Annotated in this window: 21 protein-coding genes and 1 pseudogene; all 22 read left to right on the top strand. The window is 51.7% G+C overall.

The features are described from left to right. The first annotated feature begins 6 nt into the window (after nucleotides 1–6). Nucleotides 7–807, top strand: a complete 801-nt coding sequence (locus HMPREF9412_RS25590; protein ID WP_009594697.1) for a phosphatidate cytidylyltransferase — start codon at nucleotides 7–9, stop codon at nucleotides 805–807. Between the two features lie 17 nt (nucleotides 808–824). After that, nucleotides 825–1,964: a 1-deoxy-D-xylulose-5-phosphate reductoisomerase gene (locus HMPREF9412_RS25585; protein WP_036673611.1), complete on the top strand. Its 1,140-nt coding sequence runs from the start codon at nucleotides 825–827 to the stop codon at nucleotides 1,962–1,964. Between the two features lie 137 nt (nucleotides 1,965–2,101). Then, nucleotides 2,102–3,370 carry an RIP metalloprotease RseP gene (rseP, locus tag HMPREF9412_RS25580; RefSeq protein ID WP_397359625.1) on the top strand — a complete coding sequence of 423 codons (1,269 nt, stop codon included), beginning with the start codon at nucleotides 2,102–2,104 and terminating at the stop codon, nucleotides 3,368–3,370. A 223-nt stretch (nucleotides 3,371–3,593) separates the two neighbouring features. After that, nucleotides 3,594–5,051 (top strand): proline--tRNA ligase, encoded by a 1,458-nt coding sequence (gene proS / locus HMPREF9412_RS25575; protein ID WP_009594764.1) that lies wholly within the window; start codon nucleotides 3,594–3,596, stop codon nucleotides 5,049–5,051. 250 nt (nucleotides 5,052–5,301) lie between these two features. Next, complete coding sequence (locus tag HMPREF9412_RS25570) at nucleotides 5,302–9,618, top strand: PolC-type DNA polymerase III (RefSeq protein WP_009594777.1); 4,317 nt, start codon at nucleotides 5,302–5,304, stop codon at nucleotides 9,616–9,618. Nucleotides 9,619–9,797: 179 nt separating this feature from the next. Then, on the top strand, nucleotides 9,798–10,259 hold the full coding sequence (rimP, locus tag HMPREF9412_RS25565; RefSeq protein WP_009594781.1) for a ribosome maturation factor RimP: 462 nt from the start codon (nucleotides 9,798–9,800) through the stop codon (nucleotides 10,257–10,259). A gap of 32 nt (nucleotides 10,260–10,291) precedes the next feature. Continuing rightward, nucleotides 10,292–11,389, top strand: coding sequence for a transcription termination factor NusA (gene nusA / locus HMPREF9412_RS25560; protein ID WP_009594773.1), 1,098 nt, complete (start codon nucleotides 10,292–10,294; stop codon nucleotides 11,387–11,389). 25 nt (nucleotides 11,390–11,414) lie between these two features. Then, nucleotides 11,415–11,726, top strand: coding sequence for an RNase P modulator RnpM (gene rnpM / locus HMPREF9412_RS25555; RefSeq protein WP_009594698.1), 312 nt, complete (start codon nucleotides 11,415–11,417; stop codon nucleotides 11,724–11,726). Next, nucleotides 11,719–12,042: a YlxQ family RNA-binding protein gene (locus HMPREF9412_RS25550; RefSeq protein WP_175320809.1), complete on the top strand. Its 324-nt coding sequence runs from the start codon at nucleotides 11,719–11,721 to the stop codon at nucleotides 12,040–12,042. Before rnpM ends, HMPREF9412_RS25550 begins: the two co-directional genes overlap by 8 nt. After that, nucleotides 12,035–14,716 carry a translation initiation factor IF-2 gene (gene infB, locus HMPREF9412_RS25545; RefSeq protein ID WP_009594775.1) on the top strand — a complete coding sequence of 894 codons (2,682 nt, stop codon included), beginning with the start codon at nucleotides 12,035–12,037 and terminating at the stop codon, nucleotides 14,714–14,716. The genes HMPREF9412_RS25550 and infB overlap by 8 nt, the downstream gene beginning before the upstream one ends. Nucleotides 14,717–14,735: 19 nt before the next feature. Beyond that, complete coding sequence (gene rbfA / locus HMPREF9412_RS25540) at nucleotides 14,736–15,089, top strand: 30S ribosome-binding factor RbfA (protein ID WP_009594729.1); 354 nt, start codon at nucleotides 14,736–14,738, stop codon at nucleotides 15,087–15,089. 30 nt (nucleotides 15,090–15,119) lie between these two features. After that, complete coding sequence (locus tag HMPREF9412_RS25535) at nucleotides 15,120–16,097, top strand: DHH family phosphoesterase (protein ID WP_009594706.1); 978 nt, start codon at nucleotides 15,120–15,122, stop codon at nucleotides 16,095–16,097. Beyond that, nucleotides 16,094–17,005 carry a tRNA pseudouridine(55) synthase TruB gene (truB, locus tag HMPREF9412_RS25530; RefSeq protein ID WP_009594709.1) on the top strand — a complete coding sequence of 304 codons (912 nt, stop codon included), beginning with the start codon at nucleotides 16,094–16,096 and terminating at the stop codon, nucleotides 17,003–17,005. The genes HMPREF9412_RS25535 and truB overlap by 4 nt, the downstream gene beginning before the upstream one ends. A gap of 35 nt (nucleotides 17,006–17,040) precedes the next feature. Continuing rightward, the gene (locus HMPREF9412_RS25525) at nucleotides 17,041–17,994 is read left to right on the top strand and encodes a bifunctional riboflavin kinase/FAD synthetase (protein ID WP_009594733.1); all 954 of its coding nucleotides are present in this window, start codon (nucleotides 17,041–17,043) and stop codon (nucleotides 17,992–17,994) included. 166 nt (nucleotides 17,995–18,160) lie between these two features. Then, entirely contained in the window at nucleotides 18,161–18,430 is a 270-nt protein-coding gene (gene rpsO / locus HMPREF9412_RS25520; protein WP_006211281.1) for a 30S ribosomal protein S15, read from the top strand. A gap of 405 nt (nucleotides 18,431–18,835) precedes the next feature. Further along, a complete protein-coding gene (gene pnp / locus HMPREF9412_RS25515; RefSeq protein WP_009594737.1) occupies nucleotides 18,836–20,941 on the top strand; it encodes a polyribonucleotide nucleotidyltransferase in 2,106 nt (701 codons plus the stop codon). A gap of 216 nt (nucleotides 20,942–21,157) precedes the next feature. Continuing rightward, nucleotides 21,158–22,150, top strand: a complete 993-nt coding sequence (locus HMPREF9412_RS25510) for a polysaccharide deacetylase family protein (protein ID WP_009594745.1) — start codon at nucleotides 21,158–21,160, stop codon at nucleotides 22,148–22,150. A gap of 94 nt (nucleotides 22,151–22,244) precedes the next feature. Then, nucleotides 22,245–23,513: a M16 family metallopeptidase gene (locus HMPREF9412_RS25505; RefSeq protein WP_009594719.1), complete on the top strand. Its 1,269-nt coding sequence runs from the start codon at nucleotides 22,245–22,247 to the stop codon at nucleotides 23,511–23,513. Next, complete coding sequence (gene dut, locus HMPREF9412_RS25500) at nucleotides 23,488–23,934, top strand: dUTP diphosphatase (RefSeq protein ID WP_015736296.1); 447 nt, start codon at nucleotides 23,488–23,490, stop codon at nucleotides 23,932–23,934. The genes HMPREF9412_RS25505 and dut overlap by 26 nt, the downstream gene beginning before the upstream one ends. Nucleotides 23,935–24,180: 246 nt before the next feature. Then, nucleotides 24,181–25,077 carry a dipicolinate synthase subunit DpsA gene (gene dpsA / locus HMPREF9412_RS25495; protein ID WP_009594734.1) on the top strand — a complete coding sequence of 299 codons (897 nt, stop codon included), beginning with the start codon at nucleotides 24,181–24,183 and terminating at the stop codon, nucleotides 25,075–25,077. Continuing rightward, nucleotides 25,078–25,668, top strand: coding sequence for a dipicolinate synthase subunit B (locus HMPREF9412_RS25490; protein ID WP_009594715.1), 591 nt, complete (start codon nucleotides 25,078–25,080; stop codon nucleotides 25,666–25,668). Continuing rightward, nucleotides 25,661–26,081 (top strand): annotated as a pseudogene (locus HMPREF9412_RS32260) (Asd/ArgC dimerization domain-containing protein); the annotation flags it as partial. The gene HMPREF9412_RS25490 and the pseudogene HMPREF9412_RS32260, both read left to right, overlap by 8 nt. Nucleotides 26,082–26,113: the final 32 nt, after the last annotated feature.

Here is a 26,113-nt window from a genome sequence, read left to right as displayed (position 1 = left end):
AACGTTTTGAAACAGCGATTGATTACCGGAATTATAGCGGGAGCGGTCTTTTTAGGATTATGTTTCATAGGCGGTCTGTGGTACCATCTTCTGATTCTGGCGATGGCGCTAGTCGGTTACTATGAGTTTGTGCGCATGACCCATACGGCACCGTTCGGGGGAACGGCATGGATCGGGTATGCGGGAGTGCTGCTGCTTGTATTTCCATGGGGTCCGCTTGATCTGAAACTTCCGATCCCATGGGAACATGTGCTTTGGCTCCTGCTGCTCTTATTTTTGCTGGCGACGGTGACCACGAAAAATACGATAGATATCAAACGGATCTCTTTATTGTTTTTGGCCTCGGTCTATATCGGCATCGGATTTTCCTTCATAGCCGAATCTCGGCATGCTCCCGACGGGCATGGCGTATTTTGGACTTTTTTGCTGCTGGCCTCGATCTGGGCAAGTGATGCGGGAGCGTATTTTGTCGGCCGCGCCATGGGGCGCCATAAATTATGGCCTTCCATAAGCCCGAACAAAACGGTGGAGGGTGCGCTCGGCGGTGTGATCATCGCCGTGTTCACGTCGCTGCTCTTTTCATTCTTCTCAGATGGAATCCTGACGGCTGGACATGCGGTTCTGATTGGGCTTTCCTGCGCCGTTATCGGCCAGCTCGGCGACTTGGTGCAATCCGCCTATAAACGGGTGTATGACATCAAGGATTCGGGCAAGCTGCTGCCGGGACATGGAGGAATACTGGATCGATGCGACAGTTGGATCGTCGTATTTCCGTTTGTACATATATTGAGTCTCCTGCCTTACTGATGAAAGGAAAGATGAGCATGAAGAAGATCAGCGTACTCGGCTCCACGGGCTCCATTGGCACCCAAACCTTGGATGTGGTGAGGATGCACCGGGAACAATTTCAGATTGAAGGCTTGGCTGCGGGGAGCAATAAGGAATTGCTGCTTCAGCAGGTTCAGGAGTTTTCTCCGCGAAAAGTGTCCGTTGCGACGAAAGAGCTTGCTGACAGCATAAGGCATGATCTTCCTGCCGGAACCGAAGTGTTTCATGGCCATGAAGGCCTGATCGAGATTGCGGCAGCGACAGACGCCGAGCTGGTCGTTACTGCGGTCGTTGGAAGTTTAGGCCTTTCTTCTACGCTTGCGGCCATTAACGAGGGGAAGACGATCGGGCTTGCCAACAAGGAAACATTGGTTACTGCAGGTCACCTGGTTACCGCTCAAGCCGCTGCAAAAGGGGTAAAGCTCTTGCCGATCGACAGCGAGCATTCCGCCATATTCCAATGCTTGAACGGAGAACGGCATGAAGATATCGAACGGATTACGCTGACCGCTTCCGGCGGGTCGTTCCGGGATTACACCCGCGATCAGCTGGTCAACGTTACGGTGGAGGATGCGCTTAAGCATCCAAACTGGTCCATGGGAGCCAAAATCACGATCGATTCTGCGACCATGGTCAATAAAGGGCTTGAGGTCATTGAAGCGCATTGGTTGTACGGCATACCGTACGACAATATTTCCGTGCTTCTCCACCCGGAAAGCATCATCCATTCTTTTGTGGAGTTCCGCGATTCCAGCATTATCGCGCAGCTCGGCAACCCGGACATGCGGGTCCCGATTCAATATGCGCTGACTTATCCCGAGCGGTGGTCTTCGCCTGCACCAAGGCTCTCCTTGGCAGAAGCAGGAAAGCTGCACTTCCGGGAAATGGACCTTGAGCGTTTTCCTTGTTTAAGGCTCGCTTATGAATGTGGTAAAATGGGTGGTACAGCGCCAACGGTATTCAATGCGGCCAATGAAATCGCGGTCGCCCGCTTTCTCCGCGGCGAAATCTCTTTTCTGCGAATCGAAGAGATTATCGAGGAAGTGCTGAATCGTCACCATAACGTGCCGGAACCGGCGCTGGAGACGATTGAAGAGAATGATCGGATTGCACGTGAAATAGCTTCCCGACTATAAGTTTTGAAGTGTTTTTGAAATCTCCCTTGAAAAAAAGCGGACAGCTTGTGATTCTCTTGTGGACGACAGGAGAATAATGATAATCTATAGGGACATACTGCGTTCTCAGAGGAAAAGGGGGATGTAAATAATTGGAAATGGTTCGGGTCGTTTTTTTAACGGTGCTCATGTTTTTTGTGATCGTTACCGTGCACGAATGGGGTCACTATTATTTTGCCCGGCGTGCCGGAATCTTGGTACGCGAGTTCGCGATTGGATTTGGTCCTAAGCTGTTCTCATATAAACGCCATGAAACGCAGTTCACGCTTCGTCTTCTCCCGTTCGGCGGATATGCCCGCATGGCCGGAGAAGATCCGGAACTTGTCGAGATTCAGCCTGGTCAGACGATTGCGGTTCGAGTGAACGCAGAGAATCAAGTGAAAAAGATTTATCTGGATCAACTCGACAACCGTAAAAATGTCATTCGCGGCGAAGTCCAGTTTATCGACATGGTGGACCGTTTGTCGGTTAGGCTTGATGTGGATGGTGAATTTCAGCAGTACGAGATCCATCCGCAAGCATTAACGGTAGCTAAAGGTGTCGAGACGCAGATCGCACCGAGAGACCGCCAGTTCGGCAGCAAGACCGTCGGCCAAAGAGCGCTTGCGATATTTGCCGGCCCTGTCATGAACTTTATTTTGGCCTTCGTGCTGTTTGCCCTTCACATTCAGATGGCCGGTATACCGGTCGAGAATCCAACCTACGTACAGATTGGCGAGATTACGAAAGGCATGCCAGCAGACGAAGCGGATCTGAAAGAGGGCGACATCATCGAGAGCATCAATGGAACGGCGATTGGGGCCGATTATCAGAAGATGATCGAATTGATTGCGGCCTCCAAGGACAAGCCGATGGAATGGACCGTACGTCGGGGCGAGGAATCTTTCGATTTGACGTTGACGCCTCGGACCATGGAGGGCCAGGAAGGCGGCAAGGTCGGGATCGTTCCTGAGCTTCCTACCCGATCCGCAGGGCTTGGAGAGACGATTACCGGCTCCGGGACGGCGATGGTTGACACCACCAATATTATTTTCCAGGGCTTCAGACAGTTGATTCAGAAGTTTTCCATGGATGATTTAGGCGGTCCTGTGCGCACCTTCGAGGTCACGGGTCAAATCGCCAAACAGGGTATCGAACAGCTGACCTATTGGGCGGCCATTCTAAGCTTGTACCTGGGCATATTCAACCTGCTGCCGATTCCGGCGCTGGATGGAAGCCGGCTCGTATTCTTGGGGATCGAGGCATTACGGGGCAAGCCGGTTGACCCGAACAGGGAAGGCATGGTTCACTTTATCGGGTTTGCGATGCTGTTCCTGTTAATGATTGCCGTCACCTATAACGATATTTTGCGTTTGATCAACGGATAGACCTTAAGGTACGGCTCGGTGCGCCAGCCGCGACGAAAGCCGTACCTTTTTCTATTGTTAGCGGTGTTTTCACGCATAACGATATCTAGCATAGAGTTGCTATAATACAGGGCGCGCTTTATAGCCGCGGCCCGTTCACACATATCGCCAATAACGTCCAGTCAAGCCGCCTGAATGAACGGCTTAGACCACGCGTTTTATTAATGGGAGGAACACGATTTATATGTCTAAGGAATCGAAGGATAAACAATTCGTGACGGAGATCACGCCGCAAGGAGAAGATTTCTCGCGCTGGTACATCGATGTCATCAAAAAAGCGGACTTGATGGATTATTCCCCAGTCCGGGGCTGCATCGTCTTTAAACCGGACGGTTATGAAATTTGGGAGCATATCCAAGCGGAGCTGGATCGGCGCTTTAAGGCAACGGGACATCGGAACGCTTATTTCCCGTTGTTCATTCCGGAGAGCTTTTTCCAGAAAGAGAAGGAGCATGTGGAAGGTTTCAATCCAGAGCTGCCATGGGTGACCGAAGCGGCGGGCGAGAAGCTTGAAGAGCGTCTGGCTATTCGTCCGACTTCCGAAACGATGTTCGGGCACATGTATTCCAAATGGATTCAATCCTATCGTGATCTTCCTGTGCTGATCAATCAGTGGGCCAACGTGGTGCGCTGGGAGAAGCGCACGCTGCCGTTCCTCCGCACCAGCGAGTTTTTATGGCAAGAGGGTCATACCGCGCATGAAACGGAAGCGGAAGCAAGAGGGGAAACCATGCAAATGCTCGATATCTATCAGCAATTCGTAGAGGACTATCTCGCGATTCCGGTGATCAAGGGGCAGAAGACGCCTTCGGAGAAATTCGCGGGTGCCGTGGACACGTTCTCCATCGAAGCGATGATGAAAGACGGTCGGGCTGTACAAGCAGGCACATCACACTACATGGGTACCAACTTCTCGCAAGCTTTCGATATTCAATATTTGAACCGTGAAAATACGCTGGAATACGCACATACGACTTCCTGGGGCGTCAGCACGCGTCTTATCGGCTCCTTGATTATGGTCCATGGGGACGACCGGGGATTGGTGCTTCCTCCAAAAGTTGCGCCGACTCAAGTGATCATGATTCCAATCGGGCCTCCGAAGACGAGAGACGCCGTCGTGGGCCGTACGGACGAGCTGTTCCGTGAACTGAAATCCGCCGGGATCCGCGTACGGGTGGACGACAATCCGGATGTGCGTCCAGGCTGGAAATTCAATGAGTACGAAATGCGCGGTGTTCCGGTTCGTCTGGAGATCGGGCCTCGTGATATGGAGAATGGCGTCTGCGTGCTCGTTTCCCGCATTACGGGCGAGAAGAAGGTTGTGGAGCAGGCCAACTTGATCCAGGAAGTGCAGAGCATGCTGGAACAGGTGCATCAGGAAATGTTCGATCGTGCGAAGCAGTTCCGCGAGGATCATTTCTATTCGGTGGAGACGCTGGACGAAATGAAGGACAGCATGGAGGACAAGCGCGGGTTTACCTTGGCAGGATGGTGCGGTTCGGAAGCTTGCGAAGACACCGTGAAGCAGGAAACCGGCGCGACGAGCAGAAACATTCCGTTTGAACCGGCCGAGAACAAAACCAAGTGTCTCGTATGCGGCGAGGATGCGAAGCATACGGTGCTGTTCGCGAGAGCGTACTAGGAATTCGATATTATGACTTTCCGGATTGCATGACGAAGGGCAATTGCTCGTCCGTACCGGGGATTCATCATCTGGAGTAAGCTTCCGGATGGCAGTATGACGTACGCTCTCTTTCTCGGGGCAGGACGATGGAGTGCTGCCGGCGGAAGCTTTATTCTGTTTTTTATCCGCTCAACGCGGTCTGTCTATTGTGGATGTACGTCGATAGAAGTTTTTCTTACAGCTTTATGTTATGCAGGGGGAGGGAACCATGGGCACGACTGAAGATAAAAGGAAGCGATTTGAACTGCTGATCAAGCAGGGAGAAGTTCCGGCCAATCTGGTGGAACCCTATTTTTTAGACGGTGTGATTGAACAAGTAGAGACCAGCAGGAACAGCAAGGACTGGAGGATAACCGTTCAGAAGGAGACCTTGGTCCCGGCTGAAGTGTATCGCACATTTTGCCTGAGGATTCAGGAGAAGATGGGACATATCGCAAAGATCAAATTTGTGTTCCGGTATGGAAGCGGCGTTCCGGAGGCCGATATCGTGCAGGAGTATTGGGGCTTGTTTCTGGAGTGGGCACATCGGGAGATTCCGTCGGTCAATGGATGGATGACAAGGGCGAAACACGAGGTGGAAGACGGGCAGGTCCTTCTCTCCATGTCGGATGGCATGTCGCTTGAGCTTGCCCGCAAGAAACAAATCGATGCCGCCATTACCCGCTTCTTCGGGCAGTACTTCGATCTGACACTGCGCGTGAAGATGCAGGTCGGCGATAATGGCCAGGCCGCTTACGAGGAGTTCGAGCAGAGGAAGCGCGAGGAAGAGCGCGAGGTTATCGAACAGATCATGAGCAGCATGGAAGCGGAGCTGGATGCCGAGGACGAGGAAGAAGGCGCCGTTCGGCTTCAGGTTGGATATGATATCAAGGATCAGCCCGTTTCGATCCAGGAGATCCAGGACGAAGAGAAGAAAATTACGATCCAGGGGACCATTTTCGGATTGGACCGCAAGGAGCTCCGAAACGGCAGCACGCTGTTTACCTTCAACTTGACCGATTTCAGCGACTCCTTGCAGATGAAGATGTTTGGCAAAACGAAGGATGACTTGAAAGTCCTGAGCCTTCTTGAGAACGGCAAATGGGTGAAGGCGCGCGGTCGCGTGGAATATGACCGGTTTATGCAGGTGCCGGAGCTGGTGATGATCCCGTCCGACCTCAATGAGGTCCAGTCGCCCCCTTCCCGCAAGGATAACGCCGCCGAGAAGCGGGTGGAATTCCACCTCCATACGACCATGAGCACGATGGACGCGGTCACGCCGATCGACCGGTACATCAAAACGGCGGCCGCATGGGGACATAAAGCGATTGCCGTAAGTGATCACGGCGGTGTGCAATGTTATCCTGACGCAGCCAAGAACGCCAAGAAACACGGAATCAAAATGATGTACGGCGTCGAGGCCAATGTCGTGAACGATGCCGTCAACATCGTGGAACAGGCACAGCCGATTGAACTGAGCAGCGCGACTTACGTGGTATTCGATATTGAAACCACGGGTTTGTCCATCACCGCGAACAAGATCATCGAGCTTGCTGCCGTGAAGATGCACGAAGGCAAGGAGATTGGCCGGTACGCCACGTTTGTCAATCCGCACGAGCGAATTCCGTACCATATCCAGCAATTGACGAACATCAATGACGATATGGTCAAGGATGCTCCTGAACTGGAGCCGGTATTGAAGGAATTTGTTGAATTCGTCGGCGATGGCGTGCTCGTGGCTCATAACGCGCGGTTTGACATGGGGTTCATTCAGGCAGCACTCAAGAATGCAGGCATGGACACGCTGGAGAATCCGTATTTGGATACGCTGGAGCTGGCCCGACTGGTCCATCCGGGACTTAAGAATCACCGTCTTAACACATTGGCGGATAAGTACAAGGTGCTGTTGGAAAGCCATCACCGAGCAATTGACGATACGATTGCGCTGGCTGGAATACTGAACGGGCTCCTTAGCGATGTGGACAAAACCAAAGGCGTCAAGATGCTGGACCGCCTCAATGATTATGTAGGTACGGATCTGTCCAATACCCGTCCGTTCCACTGCGGGATTTATGCTTTGAATATGACGGGCAAGAAAAACCTGTACAAGCTGATCTCCATGTCGCATACCGAATATTTCAAGCGGGTGCCCTGCATCCCGAAATCCAAGCTCCAAGAGATGCGGGACGGACTGCTGGTGCTGTCCGGCTGCGAAAAAGGGGAGTTCTTCGAAACGGTGCTGAACAAGACGGAGGAGGAAGCCGAAGAGATTGCAGGCTTTTACGACGTTCTGGAAATCCAGCCGTTGACGATGTATATGCATTTGGTGGACAAAGGTCTGGTAGGCAGCCCCGAAGAGATCAAAACCGCGATTTCCAAAGTCGTGCGCATCGGCGAGAAGCTGAACAAGCCGGTCATCGCTACAGGGAATGTGCATTATCTGGAACCGCGGGACAAGCTGTTCCGGGACATCACCATCCATGGCATTACCGGCTTCAGCCCGCTCAAGGATATGCGCAAGCCAGACGCGCATTTTCGGACTACGGAAGAGATGCTCCAAGAGTTCGAGTTTTTGGGTCAGGATAAATGTTATGAAGTCGTTGTGACGAACACAAGCGAATTGGCCGACCGCTTTGAAGAGCTGGAATTGTTCCCGGATAAGCTGTTTACGCCGATTCTGGATGGCGCTGATGAAGAAATCCGCAACACCTGCTACGACACGGCCAAGTCCATTTATGGCGAGAACTTGCCGGAAGTCGTAGTGGCCCGGTTGGAAAAAGAGCTTGAGCCAATCATTAAATACGGTTTCTCCGCGAACTATTTGATTTCCGAGAAGCTGGTTAAGAAATCGAACCGGGACGGCTATTTGGTTGGTTCACGGGGTTCCGTAGGCTCCTCCGTCGTTGCGACATTCCTCGGCATATCCGAGGTTAACCCGCTACCCGCCCATTACATTTGCTTGAACAGCGACTGCAAGCACAGCGAATGGTTCCTGGACGGCAGCGTGCCGAGCGGATTCGACTTGCCGGATAAGGCTTGTCCGGAATGCGGAAACATGATGAAAGGCGAGGGACAGGATATACCATTCGAAACCTTCCTGGGTTTTAAAGGGGATAAGGTTCCCGATATCGACTTGAACTTCTCCGGTGAATATCAGCCGCATGCCCATAATTTCACTAAAGAGATGTTTGGCGAGGAAAACGTATTCCGTGCGGGTACCATCGGCACCGTGGCAGAGAAGACAGCGTTTGGCTTTGCCAAAAAATATGAGGAACACAACAACAAACGCTGGCGGGGCGCGGAATTGAACCGGCTGGCATCAGGCTGTACCGGCGTCAAGCGGAGCACGGGCCAGCATCCCGGCGGTATTGTCGTTGTGCCGGATTACATCGAAGTGGAAGAGATTACGCCAGTGCAATTCCCCGCGGACGATGTCAACGCAGAATGGAAAACGACGCATTTCGATTACCATGCCTTTGAAGCGAATTTGCTCAAGCTGGATATTCTGGGACACGACGATCCGACGATGATGAGAATGCTCCAGGATTTGACCGGGGTGGATCCAACGACGATCCCGATGAACGATCCGAAAGTAATGAGCATGTTCAACTCGACGGAAGCGCTCGGCGTGAAGCCGGAGCAAATACGCTCGCCGGTGGCCACCTTCGGCGTGCCGGAGATGGGAACCAAGTTCGTGCGCCAGATGCTGGTGGAGTCGCAGCCGTCGAGTTTTGCTGACCTTTTGCAAATCTCGGGCCTGTCTCACGGAACCGGCGTATGGCTCGGCAACGCTCAAGAGCTCATCAAGAATGGCACCTGCAACATCAAAACCGTTATTGGTTGCCGCGATGACATCATGCTGTTCCTGATTTACAAGGCCGGCATGGACGCCAGCCTCGCATTTAAGATTACGGAAAGCGTGCGTAAAGGCCGGGGGTTGTCCCAGGAATGGATCGACGAGATGAAGAAATGCAAAGTGCCGCAGTGGTACATTGATTCCTGTCTCAAAATCCAGTACATGTTCCCGAAAGCCCACGCCGCCGCATATGTTATTTCAGCGGTGCGAACGGCTTACTTCAAGCTGTATTATCCGATTGAATACTACGCAACCTACTTCTCGGTACGCGCCGAGGATTTTGATATCGAATTATGCTGTCAGGGCTATGAGGCGATCTACCGCCGGATTGAAGAGATCGAGCAGCTCGGCTTCGGAGCGAGCCCGAAGGAAAAAGGCATGCTGCCGATTCTGGAGATGGCGCTGGAAATGACGGCAAGGGGCTTCTCATTCAAGAACATCGATTTGTATCAATCCGACGCCTTGAGATTCAAGGTGGATGGGGACTCGCTCATTCCGCCGTTCTCTGCGCTTGCGGGAATCGGCGATAACGCCGCCCGCAACATTGCCGCCGCGCGTGAATTCGGAGAATTCCTCTCCATCGAGGACTTCCAGCAAAAATCGAAGGCAAGCAAAACCGCCGTGGAGCTGTTGACCCAAATGGGATGCTTCCGCGGTCTGCCGGAGAGCAACCAGTTGTCATTGTTCTGATTCTTGTCATTCTTTCATGGCCGTGACGCCTTGACAGTCAAGGAGTCATACTTGTCACTATTACCAGACTATGTTATAATTTTTTTGGTAATCATGGAGATAAAACCGTTGTGTAAAGAGTGGGGCAACCCACTCTTTACTCTTTGGTATATAGGAAATCAACTTGGAGGTTATGTTCTTTGAGCACATCAAAGATTAAAACGACTGTGGAAGAAATGGTGCAGCCGTATTTGGACGAACACGGCTTTGAACTGGTAGATGTGGAATACGTTAAGGAAGGAAGCAACTGGTTCTTGCGCGTGTTTGTTGATAAGGACGGCGGCATTGACATTGACGATTGCGGTTTAATCAGTGAACACCTGAGCCAGAAGCTGGACGAGAACGATCCGATTCCGACGGCTTATTTTCTTGAAGTCTCTTCTCCTGGCGCGGAACGTCCCCTGAAGAAAAAAGAGGATGTTGCGAAGTCAGTCGGCAAGAACGTGTTTGTTACGGTATACGAGCCGATTAACGGGTTGAAGGAATTTGAAGGCAAGCTGGAATCCTTTGATAACGAGGAGCTGGTCATTCAGACCGCGAAGAAGCAGCACGTGATTCCATATGCAAAAGTAGCCAGTGCCAGATTGGCCATCATTTTTTAAACGGAAGTTTTGAAAGGGGGAACCGATTTTCAATGAGTATGGATTTTATTGAAGCGATGAATGAGTTGGAAAGAGAGAAGGGCATCAGCAAGGATGTGCTGTTTGAAGCCATTGAAGCGGCACTGATCTCAAGTTACAAGCGCAATTTCAACACGGCGCAAAATGTACGGGTAGACATGAATCGCAACACGGGTGTTATCAAGGTGTTCGCACGGAAGCTGATCGTGGACGAGGTTCTGGATCCGCGCACTGAAATTTCACTGCATGCCGCACGCGAGATCAATCCGCATTTTCAGATCGAAGATATAGCGGAAATCGAGGTTACGCCGCGTGATTTCGGACGGATCGCAGCTCAAACGGCAAAGCAGGTTGTTACCCAGCGCATTAGAGAAGCCGAACGCGGCCTGATCTACAGCGCTTTTATTGACAAGGAAGACGATATCGTTACGGGTACGCTGCAGCGTCAGGATTTGCGCAACATCTATATCGACCTTGGCAAGATCGAAGCGGCGCTGCCGCTTACCGAGCTTATGCCTAACGAGAAGTTCAAGCATGGCGACCGGATCAAAGCGTACATTACGAAGGTTGAGAACACAACCAAAGGGCCGCAGATTATGCTGTCCCGTACGCATCCGGGCCTTTTGAAGCGCCTGTTCGAGCTGGAAGTGCCGGAAATTTTCGACGGCGTCGTGGAAATTCGCTCGGTTGCGCGCGAAGCGGGATTCCGCTCCAAAATTGCGGTGTATTCCCGCAACGATGAAGTCGATCCGGTCGGCTCTTGCGTAGGGCCTAAGGGATTGCGCGTACAAACGATTGTCAATGAGCTTCGCGGCGAAAAAATCGACATCGTGCGTTATTCCGACCAGGTCGAAGAATACGTGGCCAATGCGCTGAGCCCATCCAAAGTGCTTGAAGTCCAAGTATTTGAAGATGAGAAGATGGCGCGCGTAATCGTTCCGGATTACCAACTCTCGCTGGCGATAGGGATCAAAGGCCAGAATGCTCGTCTCGCGGCGAAGCTGACCGGCTGGAAGATTGATATTAAGAGCGAAAGTCAGGCGGAGCAGGAATTTGGCAGACCGAAGTCCCAATCAGGTGAAATGCACCAAGATTCCGTCTCTGTCGATTAATTCCAAATGACGGGGGGTTGTCGTCTTGAAACAGAGAAAGATACCGCTGCGTAAATGTGTGGCGTGTCAGGAAATGATGCCGAAGAAAGAGCTCATCCGGATTGTCAGGACTCCCGATGACGCTGTCCTGATCGATCTCACCGGCAAAAAGTCGGGACGGGGAGCGTATCTATGCGGCAAGGTTTCCTGCTTCAAGCTGGCACACAAAAATAAAGCACTGGATCGAGCGTTGAAACAACATGTGAAGCCTGAGATCTATGAACAGTTGGCACAGGATTTCATCAAGGTTGAGGATGAATTCCTGGCTGCAAAAGAGAGTGCTGCCGATGATGAATAGGGCGCTTTCTCAGCTCGGCCTGGCCATGAGGGCAGGCAAGGTGGTTACCGGAGATGAGATCGTGCTCAAAGCCATCCGGTCTTCTGAAGCAAAATTGGTTATTCTGGCGGGTGACGCCTCAGATAATACAACAAAGAAGTTCCGCGACAAATGCGGTTCTTACAATATCCCTCTGGTAATCGGATTTGACCGGGAAAGTCTGGGCACAAGTGTAGGTAAACCCGAGCGGGTTGTGCTGGCAGTTACGGATCAAGGATTCGCAGAAATGATCTCCAAGAAAATGGAGACAATGTCGGAGGTGGAGTATATTGAGTAAACAGGAAAACAAAGACAATAAACTTCGAGTGTACGAATATGCTAAATCGTTGAACATGAGCAGTAAAGAAATTATCACGATACTTAAGCGTTTGAACGTTCCGGTCAATAACCACATGAGCGTAATGGAAAACGATACGGTGTCCAAGGTAGAGCAGTTCTTCAAAGATATCAAATCGAATGCGGCAGCCAAGCGGGACAGTGGCGACGCTCCCCGAACCGAGAACCGCAAACCTTCGGGTTCCGGAGCGAATGCAGCCGCATCCGTATCCCATGCTAAAACAGAAGGCACTTCCACTAACGTGAGTGCAGACGGCAACCGTAATGGGCAGGACGGTATGCGTCAATCAGGACAACGAGTATCAGGACAACAAGGTCAAAGCCAGCCCAAAAAACAACAGGAAAAGCAGGTAGGTATGAATAGTAGAACGAATTCAAACACACAACATGCTTCAGGTTCCCAGCGTCCCCAAGGAGGGCAGGATACCCGAAGAAACCAATCTGGCTCCGCACAAGGAAGCCAGCAGAATAATCGCAGCCAAGGCGCAAGACCGGGCGGCAGCACGCAGACCGGATCCCGTCCGCAAGGCGGAGGTCAAGGCGGCGGGCGTCCGCAAGGCAATAATCAGGGCGGATCGCGTCCGCAAGGCAATAATCAAGGAGGAACGCGTCCGCAGGGCGGCAACAACCCGGGCGGAGCGCGTCCTCAGAGCAAGCCGGGTGGAACCGGAGGCGGATTCTCAGGATCCAATAACAGCAACGGCCAGAACCGCGGTTCCAGAAACAACAATAACAATCGTTCAGACTCCAAGCGTTTTGATGACAACCGTCAGGGAGGATTCCGTGGCAATAATCGCGGTGGCAAGAACAACCGCGGCCGGAATCAACATAATCAGCAGCCGCCTCGTGAGAAAATCGACAACACGCCGAAGAAAATTATCGTCCGTGGCAACATGACCGTCGGTGAAACGGCGAAGCTGCTTCATAAGGACGCTTCCGAAGTCATCAAGAAGCTGATTTTCCTCGGCGTGATGGCCACCATCAACCAGGAGCTGGATATCGATACGATTCTATTGCTCGCTGGCGAATTCGGTGTAGAAGTCGAAGTGAAAATTCCGGTAGAGGAAGATCGTTTTGAGACCGTTGAAGAAAACGATGCTCCGGAAGAACTGAAAGAGCGTCCACCGGTTGTTACGATTATGGGTCACGTTGACCACGGTAAAACGACGCTGCTGGATGCGATCCGTTCCACGAACGTCTCTAGTGGCGAAGCTGGCGGGATTACGCAGCATATCGGTGCTTACCAAGTCGAGATCAACAACAAGAAGATTACGTTCCTGGATACACCGGGCCACGAAGCGTTTACGGCCATGCGTGCCCGTGGTGCACAAGTAACGGATATGACGATCATCGTGGTTGCGGCTGACGACGGCGTGATGCCACAGACGGTCGAAGCGATTAACCATGCGAAAGCGGCAGGTTTGCCGATCATCGTTGCCGTGAACAAAATCGATAAGCCGGACGCTAACCCGGATAAAGTGAAACAAGAATTGACGGAATACGAGTTAGTGCCTGAAGAATGGGGCGGAGATACCATCTTTGTTAACGTTTCGGCGAAACAGCGGATGGGTCTGGAAGACTTGCTTGAAATGATCCTTCTGGTAGCAGAAGTGAATGAATATAAAGCAAACCCTGATAAACGCGCGCGCGGTACCGTGATTGAAGCTGAGCTTGATAAAGGCAGAGGACCGGTAGCACGCATCCTCGTTCAGCATGGTACGTTGAAAGTGGGCGACGCCTTCGTAGCCGGCAACTGCTTTGGACGTATTCGCGCCATGGTGAACGATAAAGGCCGTCGTTTAAAAGAAGCCGGACCATCAACGCCGGTCGAAATTACCGGTTTGACTGAAGTTCCGGGCGCCGGCGATCCGTTCATGGTGTTTGAGGATGAGCGTAAAGCGCGTAATATCGCTGATAAGCGTGCGATTACCCATCGTCAATCCGAATTGAACACGAATACGCGGGTGACGCTGGATGATCTCTTCCAGCACATTAAAGACGGCGAGATCAAGGATCTTAACGTTATTATCAAAGGTGACGTGCAAGGTTCCGTCGAGGCGCTGAAAGGCTCCTTGAACAAAATCGAAGTGGAAGGCGTTCGCGTCAAGATTATCCATAGCGGTGCCGGTGCCATCACCGAATCCGATATTATTTTGGCAGCTGCCTCCAACGCGATCGTAATCGGGTTTAACGTTCGTCCTGACGTTCAAGCGAAGCAAACCGCCGAGCAGGAGAAGGTTGATATCCGTCTGCACCGTGTAATATATAATGTAATCGAGGAAATTGAGCAAGCTATGAAGGGGATGCTCGATCCGGAGTATAAAGAATCCGTGATCGGTCATGCGGAAGTCCGCAACACCTTTAAAGTGAGCAAAGTGGGTACGATTGCAGGATGTATGGTGACATCCGGTAAAATTACGCGTAACGCAGAAGCTCGCTTGATCCGTGACGGCATTGTCGTTCATGAAGGCAAGATCGATTCCCTCAAGCGCTTTAAAGATGACGCTAAAGAAGTGGCACAGGGTTATGAGTGCGGTATTACCTTGGTAGGCTATAGCGACGTCAAAGAAGGGGACGTAATCGAAGCCTTCATCATGGAGACGGTAGAGCGCTAACGAATGAGGTGATCAGACCATGGCAAAAATCAGAACTGGGCGCGTAGGCGAGCAGATTAAAAAAGAGCTCAGCCAACTGATCCAAACGGAATTGAAAGACCCGAGAATCGGTTTTATTACCGTGACCGGCGTGGATGTAACTAACGACCTTTCCCAAGCGAAGGTATACCTGAGCGTGCTCGGCGACGACGAGCAGAAGGCGGCTTCCTTGAAAGGGCTGGAGAAAGCAAGCGGCTTTCTCCGCTCCGAGCTGGGCAAGCGAATTCGTCTCCGGCATGTTCCGGAGCTGATCTTCAAATTCGACGATTCCATTGCTTATGGCAGCCATATTGAGAAGCTGCTGACCGAAATCGTGGATCGCGAAGAGAAATAGAGTAGTTTTTGTTTATAAAGGAGAGGGCGAATGCAGACCTATGAACAAGAGCTGCAGCAGGTGAAATCGTTTCTGCTGGAGCACGATGATTATTTGGTTGTGTCGCATGTTCAGCCCGATGGAGATGCAGTCAGTTCCACCCTTGCGGTGGGCTGGCTTCTCTCATGTCTGGGCAAGAAATTCACGATGATCAACGAAGGGCCCATCCCGAAGCGCATGAAAAAGCTGTGGCATGCAGAAGACATTCTCAATCTGTCCGAACAGCAGCCGGGAAGGACGTTTTCAAACGTCATTTGCGTGGATTGCGCGGATTTTGCGAGAGTAGGTTATACGCAGCAGGTGTTTGCCGATCATGCGAGCATCGTTAATATTGACCATCATCCAACGAATGATCGTTACGGAGCCGTTAACCTGGTTGTGCCCGAGGCGGCTGCAACCGCAGAAATCCTTTATGATTTGCTGAATTTGTTTGAAATCGATTGGGATGCCGAAATCGCTACTGCGATTTATACCGGATTGTTAACGGATACTGGCGGTTTTCGTTATTCCAATACGTCGCCCAAGGTCATGAGCATGGCTTCCGATCTGTTATCCTATGGTGTGAACGGCCCCGAAATTGCGGAAACGCTGCTGGAGGAAATGACGCTGCCGCAGATGAAGGTGCTGGTTCAGGCGTTAAACACGTTGAGTCTGTCGGATGACGGTAAAATAGCCTGGGTGTACGTAACCCCCGAGCATATGGAACTATGCGGTGCCGTTAGCGAGGATCTTGAAGGGATCGTCAATTATCCCCGAAACATTCAGGGAGTCGAAGTCGGGATTCTGTTCAAATCGCTGAAATCTGGAATGGTCAAGGCGAGTTTGCGTTCAGCCGGCAAAGTGGATGTTGCCGCATTGGCCCAAATTTTTGGCGGCGGCGGCCATGTCCGGGCAGCAGGGTGCAGCATGGAAGGCTCCCTTCAAGACATCATCCCTAAAGTAGTAGAGCAGGTGAGATTAAAGCTATGACGCAATTAGAAGGCATCTTGGCCGTTCACAAACCGGCCGGATGGACCTCCCACGATGTGGTAGCCAAAGTTCGGGGAATGGTTCGTTTGAAGCGGATTGGACATACCGGGACGCTGGACCCTGAAGTGACGGGCGTGCTTCCGTTATGCTTGGGGAGAGCCACGCGGGTCGTCGAATATCTGCAGGAGCTGCCTAAAGAGTATCATGCGGTCCTCCGCCTTGGATACTCGACCGATACCGAGGATATTACCGGGAATGTGGTGGAGACTGCGGATGAAGTCCGCGTGACCAGAGACGAGGCGCTTGAAGCGCTGCAATCTTTTACAGGCCAGATCTCTCAGGTTCCCCCTATGTACTCCGCCGTCAAAATCAACGGCAAACGATTGTACGAGCTTGCCAGAGAAGGCAAGACGGTGGAGCGCAAAAGCCGTACCGTAACGATTCATGAAATCGAGATGACGGACTTTGATCCGGAAGGGGAGTATACGGAAATTTCTTTCCGTGTACTGTGCTCCAAAGGTACATACATCCGCACGCTTTGTGTGGATATCGGGAGGAAGCTCGGCCTGCCATCCGTCATGGTTAAGCTGGTACGTACGATATCGGCGGGAATCACCGAGGCGCAGTGCTTGACCCTGGAGCAAATTGAGCAGTTCATGAAGGATGAAACGCTGCAATCCCGGCTTATTCCGGTGGATCAAGCGATTCACCATCTGGCAAAGCATACGGTTTCCGAAGAGAAGGCGGAGGCCGCTCTGAAGGGGCAACGCTTGTCCTCCAGGGCGGTAGAACCGGCCGTCGACAGTTCGGAGCCTATCCGTTTGTACGATATAAAGGAAAACTTTCTGGGCATCTATAAGCGTCAGGAAGAGACGGGCGCTATCGTTCCCGTGAAAGTATTTTCCTAAGCATGACTGGATTTAGTGAGTGGAGGTGAGAAATCATGAGGATTGTTTCATTATCTTATCCTGTATCTTCCGACATCGTACGAGAAGCTGCCGAGCCCAAGGTAGCGGCAATCGGCCAGTTCGACGGTCTTCACCTGGGACATGCCAGCGTGCTTTCGGCCGCTGTCAACATTGCTCGGGAGAATGGAGTGCCGGCCGCGCTCATTACCTTTTATCCGCACCCGAAGGACGTAATCGGTAAGGGGAGCTACGAAGGCTATCTGACTCCCCAGCCTGACAAGCAGCAGCTGCTTGAGCAGATGGGCATCGATGTTCTGTACGTCGTCGAGTTCAACAAAGAATTTTCCCAAGTAAGTCCGGAAGCGTTTGTTGAAGAAATGCTCTTTCCCTTGAATCTTCAAACGGCGGTAGTCGGATTTGATTTCCGGTTCGGCCATAAAGGCGCAGGAGATGCAGTTAAACTTCAGGAACTCGGCGAAGGCAAAATGTCGGTCGTTACGGTACCGCCATTCCTGGTCGACGGCGAGAAGGTAGGAAGTTCATCCATACGGATTGCCTTGAAAACTGGACAGCTGTCGGACGCAAACCGCTGGCTCGGACGGAATTACCACATACGGGGCACGGTCGTTCACGGGGAGAAGCGGGGAAGAAAGATCGGTTTTCCTACCGCGAACCTGGAATTGACGGATCCGTTCGTAGCGCCTGCATTGGGCGTCTATGCCGTCCGTGCTCGCACGGATAAGCATCACGACTGGATTCCTGGCGTCATGAACGTCGGCGTGAAACCGACGTTCCACGAAGGGATTACAGAACCGATCTTCGAGGTCCATCTGTTTGATTTCGAAGGGGATCTGTACGACCAGATCATGACGGTGGATATCGTTCAATATATCCGCAAGGAGCATAAGTTCGAATCGGTTCAGGAGCTTGTGGAATGGATTCAGCGGGATGCCGTCGAGGCCCGCAAAATATTGAATGTCACCGAATAAAACGTTTGGGGACAAATTGTTCGCAAACGGATTTTCTTTTTCAGGTAAAGTATGCTATACTCTTAGAGGTTGCCCGAGGATCGGGCAATTCTAACCTTGGCTTGGATGTTCGATCTCACCGTCGGTACCTGGGCCAACGGCGATTATAATGAGGGAGGTGAACAGGATGGCATTGACTCAAGAACGTAAACAACAACTGATTGACGAGCACAAAACTCATGAGTCCGATACAGGATCCCCAGAGGTGCAAATCGCTATCCTAACGGAAAACATTACGAACTTGACTGACCACTTGCGTACGCACAAGAAGGATCATCATTCCCGTCGCGGATTGTTGAAAATGGTCGGCCAACGCCGTAAGTTGCTTGCATACTTGAAAAACAAGGATGTTAAACGTTACAGTGCTTTGATCGAGAAGCTTGGATTGCGTCGCTAATCATCCATAAGATGTGCCGAAAACAGCCTGGTTGTCCACTGTCCTTCTTGGAACGACAGCGGCACAGCCGGGCTCTTTTCTAAGTATTGTGCAATTTACCGTTACGAAAGCTTCCCCACAAAGTACTGCGTACGCTTCATAGCCTAAACTCCACTTTGTGGGGTTATCTTAATATAGATTCTTGTTAGATGGTAGGCGTGGTCTGTTCGCTAAATTTCACTTCATGGTATAACCGGGGCAATCTATACGGAGAATGTTTTCTATACGGTTCGGGTTGTTCCTGTACATAGGTTCGTGATATTCGACCGCTTCGATGACTCTGGTTAGGAAATGTGGACAGCGTTTGGCAAAAACTTGCTGATGATTAGGATTTCAAAAAAATTTATCCCCATGAGGAGGGATTACATGGAAACACGTGTTGAAATGCAGCTTGGCGGAAGACCCCTCGTGTTCGAAACAGGGCGCCTTGCGAAGCAGGCTAATGCGGCTGTTATGGTTCGTTACGGCGAAACGGCAGTCCTGTGTACGGTGACAGCTTCCAGTGAACCGAAGGATCTGGATTTCTTTCCATTGACGGTCAACTATGAAGAGCGCTTGTACGCAGTCGGTAAAATTCCGGGTGGATTCATCAAACGCGAAGGCAGACCAAGCGAGAAGGCGATTCTTGCCAGTCGTCTGACAGACCGTCCGATTCGTCCGCTGTTTCCGGAAGGATTCCGGAATGACGTTCAAGTTCTGAATCTGGTGATGAGCGTTGATCAGGATTGCGAGCCGGAAATCGCGGCCATGATCGGTACCTCCGCTGCCTTGAGCATCTCGGACGTGCCTTTTAACGGTCCGATCGGCGGCGTCGCGGTGGGGCGCGTTGACGGCAACTTTGTCGTGAACCCGAACATTGCGGAGCAGGAAGCAAGCGATATTTATCTGGTCGTCGCCGGCACCAGAGATGCGATCATGATGGTCGAGGCCGAAGCGAACGAAGTTCCTGAGGAAGTCATGCTGGAAGCGATCATGTTCGGGCATGAGGAAATCAAGAAAATCGTAGCCAAGATCGAAGAGCTGGTGGCAGCTTGCGGCAAAGAGAAAATGGCGGTTAAGCTTCATGCGGTCAATGAAACCGTGAATCGCGAAGTGCGCGAATTTGCGGAAGCCCGTCTTGTTGAAGCCGTTCGCATTGAGGAGAAGCACGCTCGCCAAGATGCGATTGACGCTATCAACGACGAAGCATACACCGTGTTCGAAGAGAAATACATCGAGACACCCGAGTTGTTGAAGGATGTTAAAGAGGTCCTTCACGATATCGTGAAAGAAGAAGTTCGCCGTTTGATCACGCATGATAAAGTTCGTCCGGACGGCCGCGGTCTGTCTGAGATCCGTCCTATCGATTGCGATACCAGCCTGCTGCCTAGAACGCATGGCTCCGGTCTGTTTACGCGTGGACAAACCCAGGCTCTTAGCGTATGTACACTAGGTGCTCTAGGCGATGTACAGATTCTCGATGGAATCGATCTGGAAGAGACCAAGCGATTCATGCACCATTATAACTTCCCGCCGTTCAGCGTTGGGGAAGCGCGTCCGCTTCGCGCTCCAGGCCGTCGTGAAATCGGTCACGGTGCACTGGGTGAACGTGCATTGTCGAAGGTCATTCCGAATGAAGTGGACTTCCCGTACACGATTCGCCTCGTATCCGAGGTTATAGAATCGAACGGTTCGACATCCCAAGCGAGCATTTGCGCAAGCACGCTTGCCATGATGGACGCAGGGGTGCCGATCAAAGCGCCTGTAGCCGGCGTGGCGATGGGCTTGATTAAAGACGGAGACCATGTTTCCATCTTGACGGATATTCAAGGGATGGAAGACCATCTCGGCGACATGGACTTCAAAGTGGCAGGTACGCCTGACGGGGTTACCGCCATTCAGATGGATATCAAGATCGACGGCATCGACCGCGCGATTTTGCAGGAAGCGCTGCAGCAGGCAAAAGAAGGACGCATGCACATCCTTGGAAAAATGGCGGAAGCCATTCAAAAGCCAAGAGAAACGCTGTCCCAATATGCGCCTAAGATCATTACGATGCAGATCAATCCGGATAAAATCCGCGATGTTATCGGGGCCGGCGGCAAAATCATCAACAAAATCATCGAAGAGACCGGCGTGAAGATCGATATCGAACAAGACGGCCGCGTATTTATCGCATCGTCCAACGATGAGATGAACAAGAAGGCTCTTTCGATTATCGAAGGCATCGTGCGTGAGGTAGCTGTTGGCGAAATCTATACAGGTACTGTAAAACGGATTGAGAAATTCGGTGCATTTGTTGAAATCCTGCCAAACAAAGACGGGCTTGTGCACATCTCCCAACTCTCAACTGAGCGCGTAGCGAAGGTAGAGGACGTGGTTGCAATCGGTGACGTCATTACCGTGAAGGTTACCGAAATCGACCAGCAGGGACGGATTAACCTGTCTCGCAAAGCCGTGTTGACAACCGAAGCCAGCAAGAGCGGATCTTAATTCGCGCTTGCAGGTTTAACCGCATATCGATAGAAGGAAAAGAGGCAGAACCTATCATTCTGGCTCTTTTTTGCTCATCAGACGCCGGGACTTCCTATGTTCTTGCTCCGGGATAAGCCTCGGATCAGGCTTTCCCGGCTAAGGCCTCATGTTTCGGTACATATTTCCGTCAGATCGCACATAAAATGGGACAAAGCTTCTCTAGGGAGGATGGATATGCCCATGAATGGAAAAAAGATGGCCGTGCTGCTGACCGGTGCCGCAATGGTGTCGGCTGTTGCTGTGTTCAGCGGGGCTTGGAAATACGTATCGGGGCTGGAGAACAAACCGGAGGCGCATCTCGTCAGCGGTTCAGAGACGGCAGTGGATCTGGATTTATTGGGTCAAATTGAAGCCGCTGCGGCTAAATCGCGTATCGAGCCGGTGGATGCCAGGGTGGACTCGGTGTGGAAAGCGATTCCCGGATACAATGGACTCGAAGTCGATATCGAAGCTACATATAAAGCAGCATCGTCGAAAAAACGTAAAGCCGGCGATGCCATTCCCTACGTTTACCGGCAAATACCGGCTAAAGTCACGCTCGATGATCTGGGGGAACAACCGATCTATCGAGGGAACCCCAGTAAACCGATGGTATCGATGATGATAAACGTGGCGTGGGGGAATGAATTTCTGGTGCCGATGCTGAATACGCTCGATGCGGAGAAGGTGAAAACTACGTTTTTCCTGGATGGCAGCTGGCTGAAGAAAAACCCGGAGCTGGCCGCCGAGATCGTGAAACGAGGCCATGAGGTGGAGAATCATGCCTTTACGCATCCAAACATGAGCCGTCTCAGCAGGGATCGGGCGGAGATGGAAATCGCAAAGACGCAGGATCTGCTTAAAGAAAGCCTGGGCGTAGTAAATAAGTGGTTTGCACCGCCTTCCGGCGATTTCAATCAGCAGACCGTATCCATCGCGCATGCAAGAGGATTGAAGACGGTGCTGTGGACGCTTGACACGGTTGACTGGAAGCATCCGGCGCCGGATGCCGTCGTTCAGAAGATCACGTCGAAGGTAGAGCCGGGATTTTTGATATTGATGCATCCAACGGACTCCTCTTCCCAGGCATTAAAAGGAATGATTGACGGAATACGGGCCAAGGGACTGGAGATCGGGACCGTTAGCCAGACGCTTTCACCGGAGCGAATCATGCCAAAGGGAAGTTGAGCCGCATGGTAAAGTTTGATAGAATGAATGGATGGCATGAGGCTGATTGTCAGCCGAAGTGAGCCTTTGATGGAACAGTTAGGGGGGCCTATTCGTGAAAAAAATACAATTGTCTAACGGCCTGAGAGTGGTTATGGAGCAAATCCCGACAAGTCGTTCGGTTTCATTCGGCATTTGGGTGAAAACCGGATCCCGCAATGAATCGGAAGACATCAACGGGATTACGCATTTTATAGAGCATATGATGTTCAAAGGGACGGAGCGCTTTGACGCCCGTGCCATTGCTGAAGAATTCGATGCCATCGGCGGTAACGTCAACGCTTTTACGTCCAAGGAATATACGTGTTATTATGCCAAGGTGCTGGATGAGCATTTTCCGATTGCCGTTGACGTGCTGTCCGACATGTTCTTCAATTCGAAGCTGGATGCGGGCGAGTTAGCCAAGGAGAAAAATGTCATTCTTGAAGAGATTGCGATGTATGAAGATACGCCGGATGATCTGGTTCATGATCTGATGTCGTTGTCAGTGTACGGTGACCACCCGCTTGCTTATCCGATTCTCGGCACGAAGGAGCGGCTGGAATCGATGGATTCGCAAGCGCTGAGATCCTACATGGACCGGCACTATACCATTGAGAATACGGTGATTGCCCTGGCCGGCAACATCAATGATGAAGTGATTGCGTTATTGGAGCGCCATTTTGGCGGCTTCGCCAACCATGGAACGTCGGAGCCGCTGGCGGTACCGGCCTTTTTGGACGGCGTGCAGTTCCGCAAGAAGAAAACGGAGCAGAATCATATCTGCATGTCGTTTCCCGGCTGCTCGATCGGCGACGAGCTTCAGTATGCGATGGTTCTGCTGAATAACGCCATTGGCGGCGGCATGAGCTCACGCTTGTTTCAGGAAATTCGGGAGAAGCGCGGGCTGGCGTACTCGGTGTATTCGTACCACAGTTCCCACGCGGATAACGGCATGTTTACCATCTATGCAGGCACAGCGCCCAAACAGACAAAAGAAGTGCTTCAGCTGACCACGGAAATGCTCCATGATTTGGCACAGAACGGGATGACGGAGGAAGAGCTGCGCAAAGGAAAGGAACAATTGAAGGGCAGTCTCATCCTGAGTCTGGAGAGCACGAGCAGCCGCATGAATCGCCTGGGTAAGAACGAATTGATGCTGGGCCGTCATTTCAGTCTGGACGAGATCATTAAACGGATCGAACAGGTCGACATGAAGGATGTCAACGCGGTTCTTGACCGGATGTTCGGGACTCCATATGCACTAGCGATGGTAGGAACTTCAGATAAAGCACTGAATGTACTTAGGAGGAATGAATTTGTTGCACTACGTTCAAATCAATAGATTGCCAGGAAATGAAGATGTGAAACTTCCGGTGAAAATGTCCGAGCTGGCTGCGGGTTTCGACCTGCACGCTGCCGTTCAAGAGCCGGTGGTGCTAAACCCGGGTGAGCGCAAATTAATCCCGACCGGTTTTGCGATTGCCATGCCAGCCGAGCTTGAGGCGCAAATTCGCCCACGCAGCGGTCTTGCCTACAAACATGGCATTACTTGCCTGAATGCTCCGGGTACGATTGACGCCGATTATCGCGGGGAAGTCAAGGTGCTGCTTGTCAATTTGGGACAGGAGCCTTTTGCGATTGAGCGTAATGAGCGGATTGCCCAGATGGTGTTCAAATCCGTGCCTGCCGTAGAATTTACGGAAGTTGACGAACTGTCCGATACGGTACGCGGGGCGGGTGGATTCGGTCATACCGGCAAATAAACCATACCATGGAAGCTTAAGGGTATCATCAGGATCATGATATCAGCATGAACACCGCTCCGGTTGAAACGGAGCGGTGTTTTTTTTCGTTGATCTTCAACCAGGATGGACATGGAGCCGGACTTATCTCTCCTAACGTTATTTACTGCGTTAAGGCGGTAGTTTAAAGGAAATACGCTCACCTCCCCATAGGCGGCAGCATAAGATGCTTTATACGTTGGTTTGAAGAAAGGAGCGAGGCCTTCCATGCTGACTGGAGTCCGGACCGTCTTTGTTGGAGGAGACGCAAGGCAAATTGAAGTGATTCGCAAATGCGCTGAGATGGATGCCTCCGTCATGATCGCCGGGTTTGAGAAACTGCAGGATTCTTTTCAGGGAGTGACTCGCGAGCCGCTTACGCCAGAGCTGTTATCGGACGCCGATGCTCTGATCCTGCCTGTAGTGGGATGTGATGATGAGGGACGTGTCAGCGCGCTGTTCTCGGAAGGGCCGCTGCGACTGCAGGAAGAACATATCGCGGCGATGCCCGGACATGGAGTGATCTATACAGGCATGGCGAAACCCTATTTGCGCTCGCTATGTGACAAATATAAGATCAAGCTGGTAGAGATATTGGAGAGGGACGATGTGGCTATTTATAATTCCATTCCGACCGCCGAAGGCGCACTCATGATGGCGATCCAAAACACGGATTTTACGATCCACGGATCTACCAGCATGGTGCTTGGTATGGGACGGACCGGATTTACAATGGCTCGCAGCCTGCAGGGACTGGGTGCCAAAATTCGGATGGGGGTACGTAAATCGGAGCACTACGCAAGAGCTGAGGAAATGGGCTGGAAGCCCTTCCTGGTAAGGGATCTGGGTTCTTATGTGTCGGATATTGACTTGCTTTTTAACACGATTCCAACTATGATAGTCACAGCACAAATCATCTCGAAAATGCCTCGGGAGGCTGTCATTATTGACCTTGCCTCCGCACCCGGCGGATGCGATTTTCGCTATGCCGAGAAACGGGGGATCAAAGCCATGCTCGCACCCGGACTACCCGGAATCGTGGCTCCAAAAACAGCCGGCATTATCATGGCCAACACGCTGGTGGAGCTGATTTCTGAAGAAATCAAGATTCGGGAGGATGCGTAAATGAATTGGAATGGAATTACAGTGGGATATGCCCTGACAGGATCGCACTGCACACTCGAAGAAGTGATGCCGCAGATCCAGCGATTCAAAGACGGGGGAGCGAATGTGGTGCCGATTGTATCGAGCACCATCATGACGACCGATACCCGATTCGGCACATCGGAAAATTGGCAGAAACAGTTGAAAGATATAACCGGGAATGATATTATTTCTACAATTGTGGAGGCGGAACCGCTGGGCCCATCCAAGCTGCTTGACGTCCTGGTTATCGCCCCTTGCACGGGAAACACGACCAGCAAGCTGGCCAATGCGATGACTGACAGTCCTGTCTTAATGGCAGCCAAGGCGCAGATGAGAAATTGCAGACCGCTGGTGCTGGCGATCTCAACGAATGACGGTCTTGGACTGAATGCGGCCAATATCGCGAAGCTGCTGGTTACCAAAAACATATATTTCGTCCCTTACGGACAGGATAATCCGCAGCAGAAACCGAACTCGCTTGTCGCCAAAATGAATCTGATTCCGGAAGCTTGTTATGCGGCATTGGAAGGAAAACAGCTCCAGCCGATGATCGTTGAATATTCTCGATAAATTTACAGAGAACGGTTATACCCTGAAAGAAATGAAGATGGTCCGCGAGACCAAAAAAATGATGGGCGACGAATCCATTGAAGGGACGGATAGTGTACGCATCCCGGTCGTTAACGGCATTCGAAATCCGTGTACGTTGAATTCAAGAAGGACTATGATCTGGAAGTAGTTCATCGCCTTTTGTCGAATGCACCCTCCCGGCGTGACGCTGGTTGACGACCCAGCAGCGCCATCGTTTGCTGCGGGAGGCCGTTAAGGAACCGGGTGTGTTCGCAGGGCGGCTTCGACGCGATCTGGGGCATGAGCGTCAATTTACCATCTGGATCGTTTCAGATCATCTTCTGAAGGGTGCAGCATGGAATGCTGTGCAAATCGCAGAAATCATCGTCAACAAACGGAACGGCCAGGCTTAAATAGCCGGCCGTTTCAGTCGGTCGGCCCGCAA

This window comes from Paenibacillus sp. HGF5 (genome assembly GCF_000204455.1).
GTDB classification, from domain to species: Bacteria; Bacillota; Bacilli; order Paenibacillales; family Paenibacillaceae; genus Paenibacillus_AQ; species Paenibacillus_AQ lautus_A.
The sequence above is the reverse complement of the archived record's forward strand: the minus strand, read 5'-3'. Positions and strand labels throughout refer to the sequence as shown.

Bases quoted from the DNA above. Each gene is read 5' to 3' on its own strand.
- HMPREF9412_RS25525 (WP_009594733.1), top strand. From the start codon at position 17,041: ATGAGGATTGTTTCATTATCTTATCCTGTATCTTCCGACATCGTACGA.
- nusA (WP_009594773.1), top strand. From the start codon at position 10,292: ATGAGTATGGATTTTATTGAAGCGATGAATGAGTTGGAAAGAGAGAAG.
- proS (WP_009594764.1), top strand. From the start codon at position 3,594: ATGTCTAAGGAATCGAAGGATAAACAATTCGTGACGGAGATCACGCCG.
- HMPREF9412_RS25550 (WP_175320809.1), top strand. From the start codon at position 11,719: ATGAATAGGGCGCTTTCTCAGCTCGGCCTGGCCATGAGGGCAGGCAAG.
- dpsA (WP_009594734.1), top strand. From the start codon at position 24,181: ATGCTGACTGGAGTCCGGACCGTCTTTGTTGGAGGAGACGCAAGGCAA.
- HMPREF9412_RS25510 (WP_009594745.1), top strand. From the start codon at position 21,158: ATGCCCATGAATGGAAAAAAGATGGCCGTGCTGCTGACCGGTGCCGCA.
- HMPREF9412_RS25535 (WP_009594706.1), top strand. From the start codon at position 15,120: ATGCAGACCTATGAACAAGAGCTGCAGCAGGTGAAATCGTTTCTGCTG.
- rseP (WP_397359625.1), top strand. From the start codon at position 2,102: ATGGTTCGGGTCGTTTTTTTAACGGTGCTCATGTTTTTTGTGATCGTT.
- truB (WP_009594709.1), top strand. From the start codon at position 16,094: ATGACGCAATTAGAAGGCATCTTGGCCGTTCACAAACCGGCCGGATGG.
- rbfA (WP_009594729.1), top strand. From the start codon at position 14,736: ATGGCAAAAATCAGAACTGGGCGCGTAGGCGAGCAGATTAAAAAAGAG.
- pnp (WP_009594737.1), top strand. From the start codon at position 18,836: ATGGAAACACGTGTTGAAATGCAGCTTGGCGGAAGACCCCTCGTGTTC.
- HMPREF9412_RS25570 (WP_009594777.1), top strand. From the start codon at position 5,302: ATGGGCACGACTGAAGATAAAAGGAAGCGATTTGAACTGCTGATCAAG.
- HMPREF9412_RS25490 (WP_009594715.1), top strand. From the start codon at position 25,078: ATGAATTGGAATGGAATTACAGTGGGATATGCCCTGACAGGATCGCAC.
- HMPREF9412_RS25585 (WP_036673611.1), top strand. From the start codon at position 825: ATGAAGAAGATCAGCGTACTCGGCTCCACGGGCTCCATTGGCACCCAA.
- rpsO (WP_006211281.1), top strand. From the start codon at position 18,161: ATGGCATTGACTCAAGAACGTAAACAACAACTGATTGACGAGCACAAA.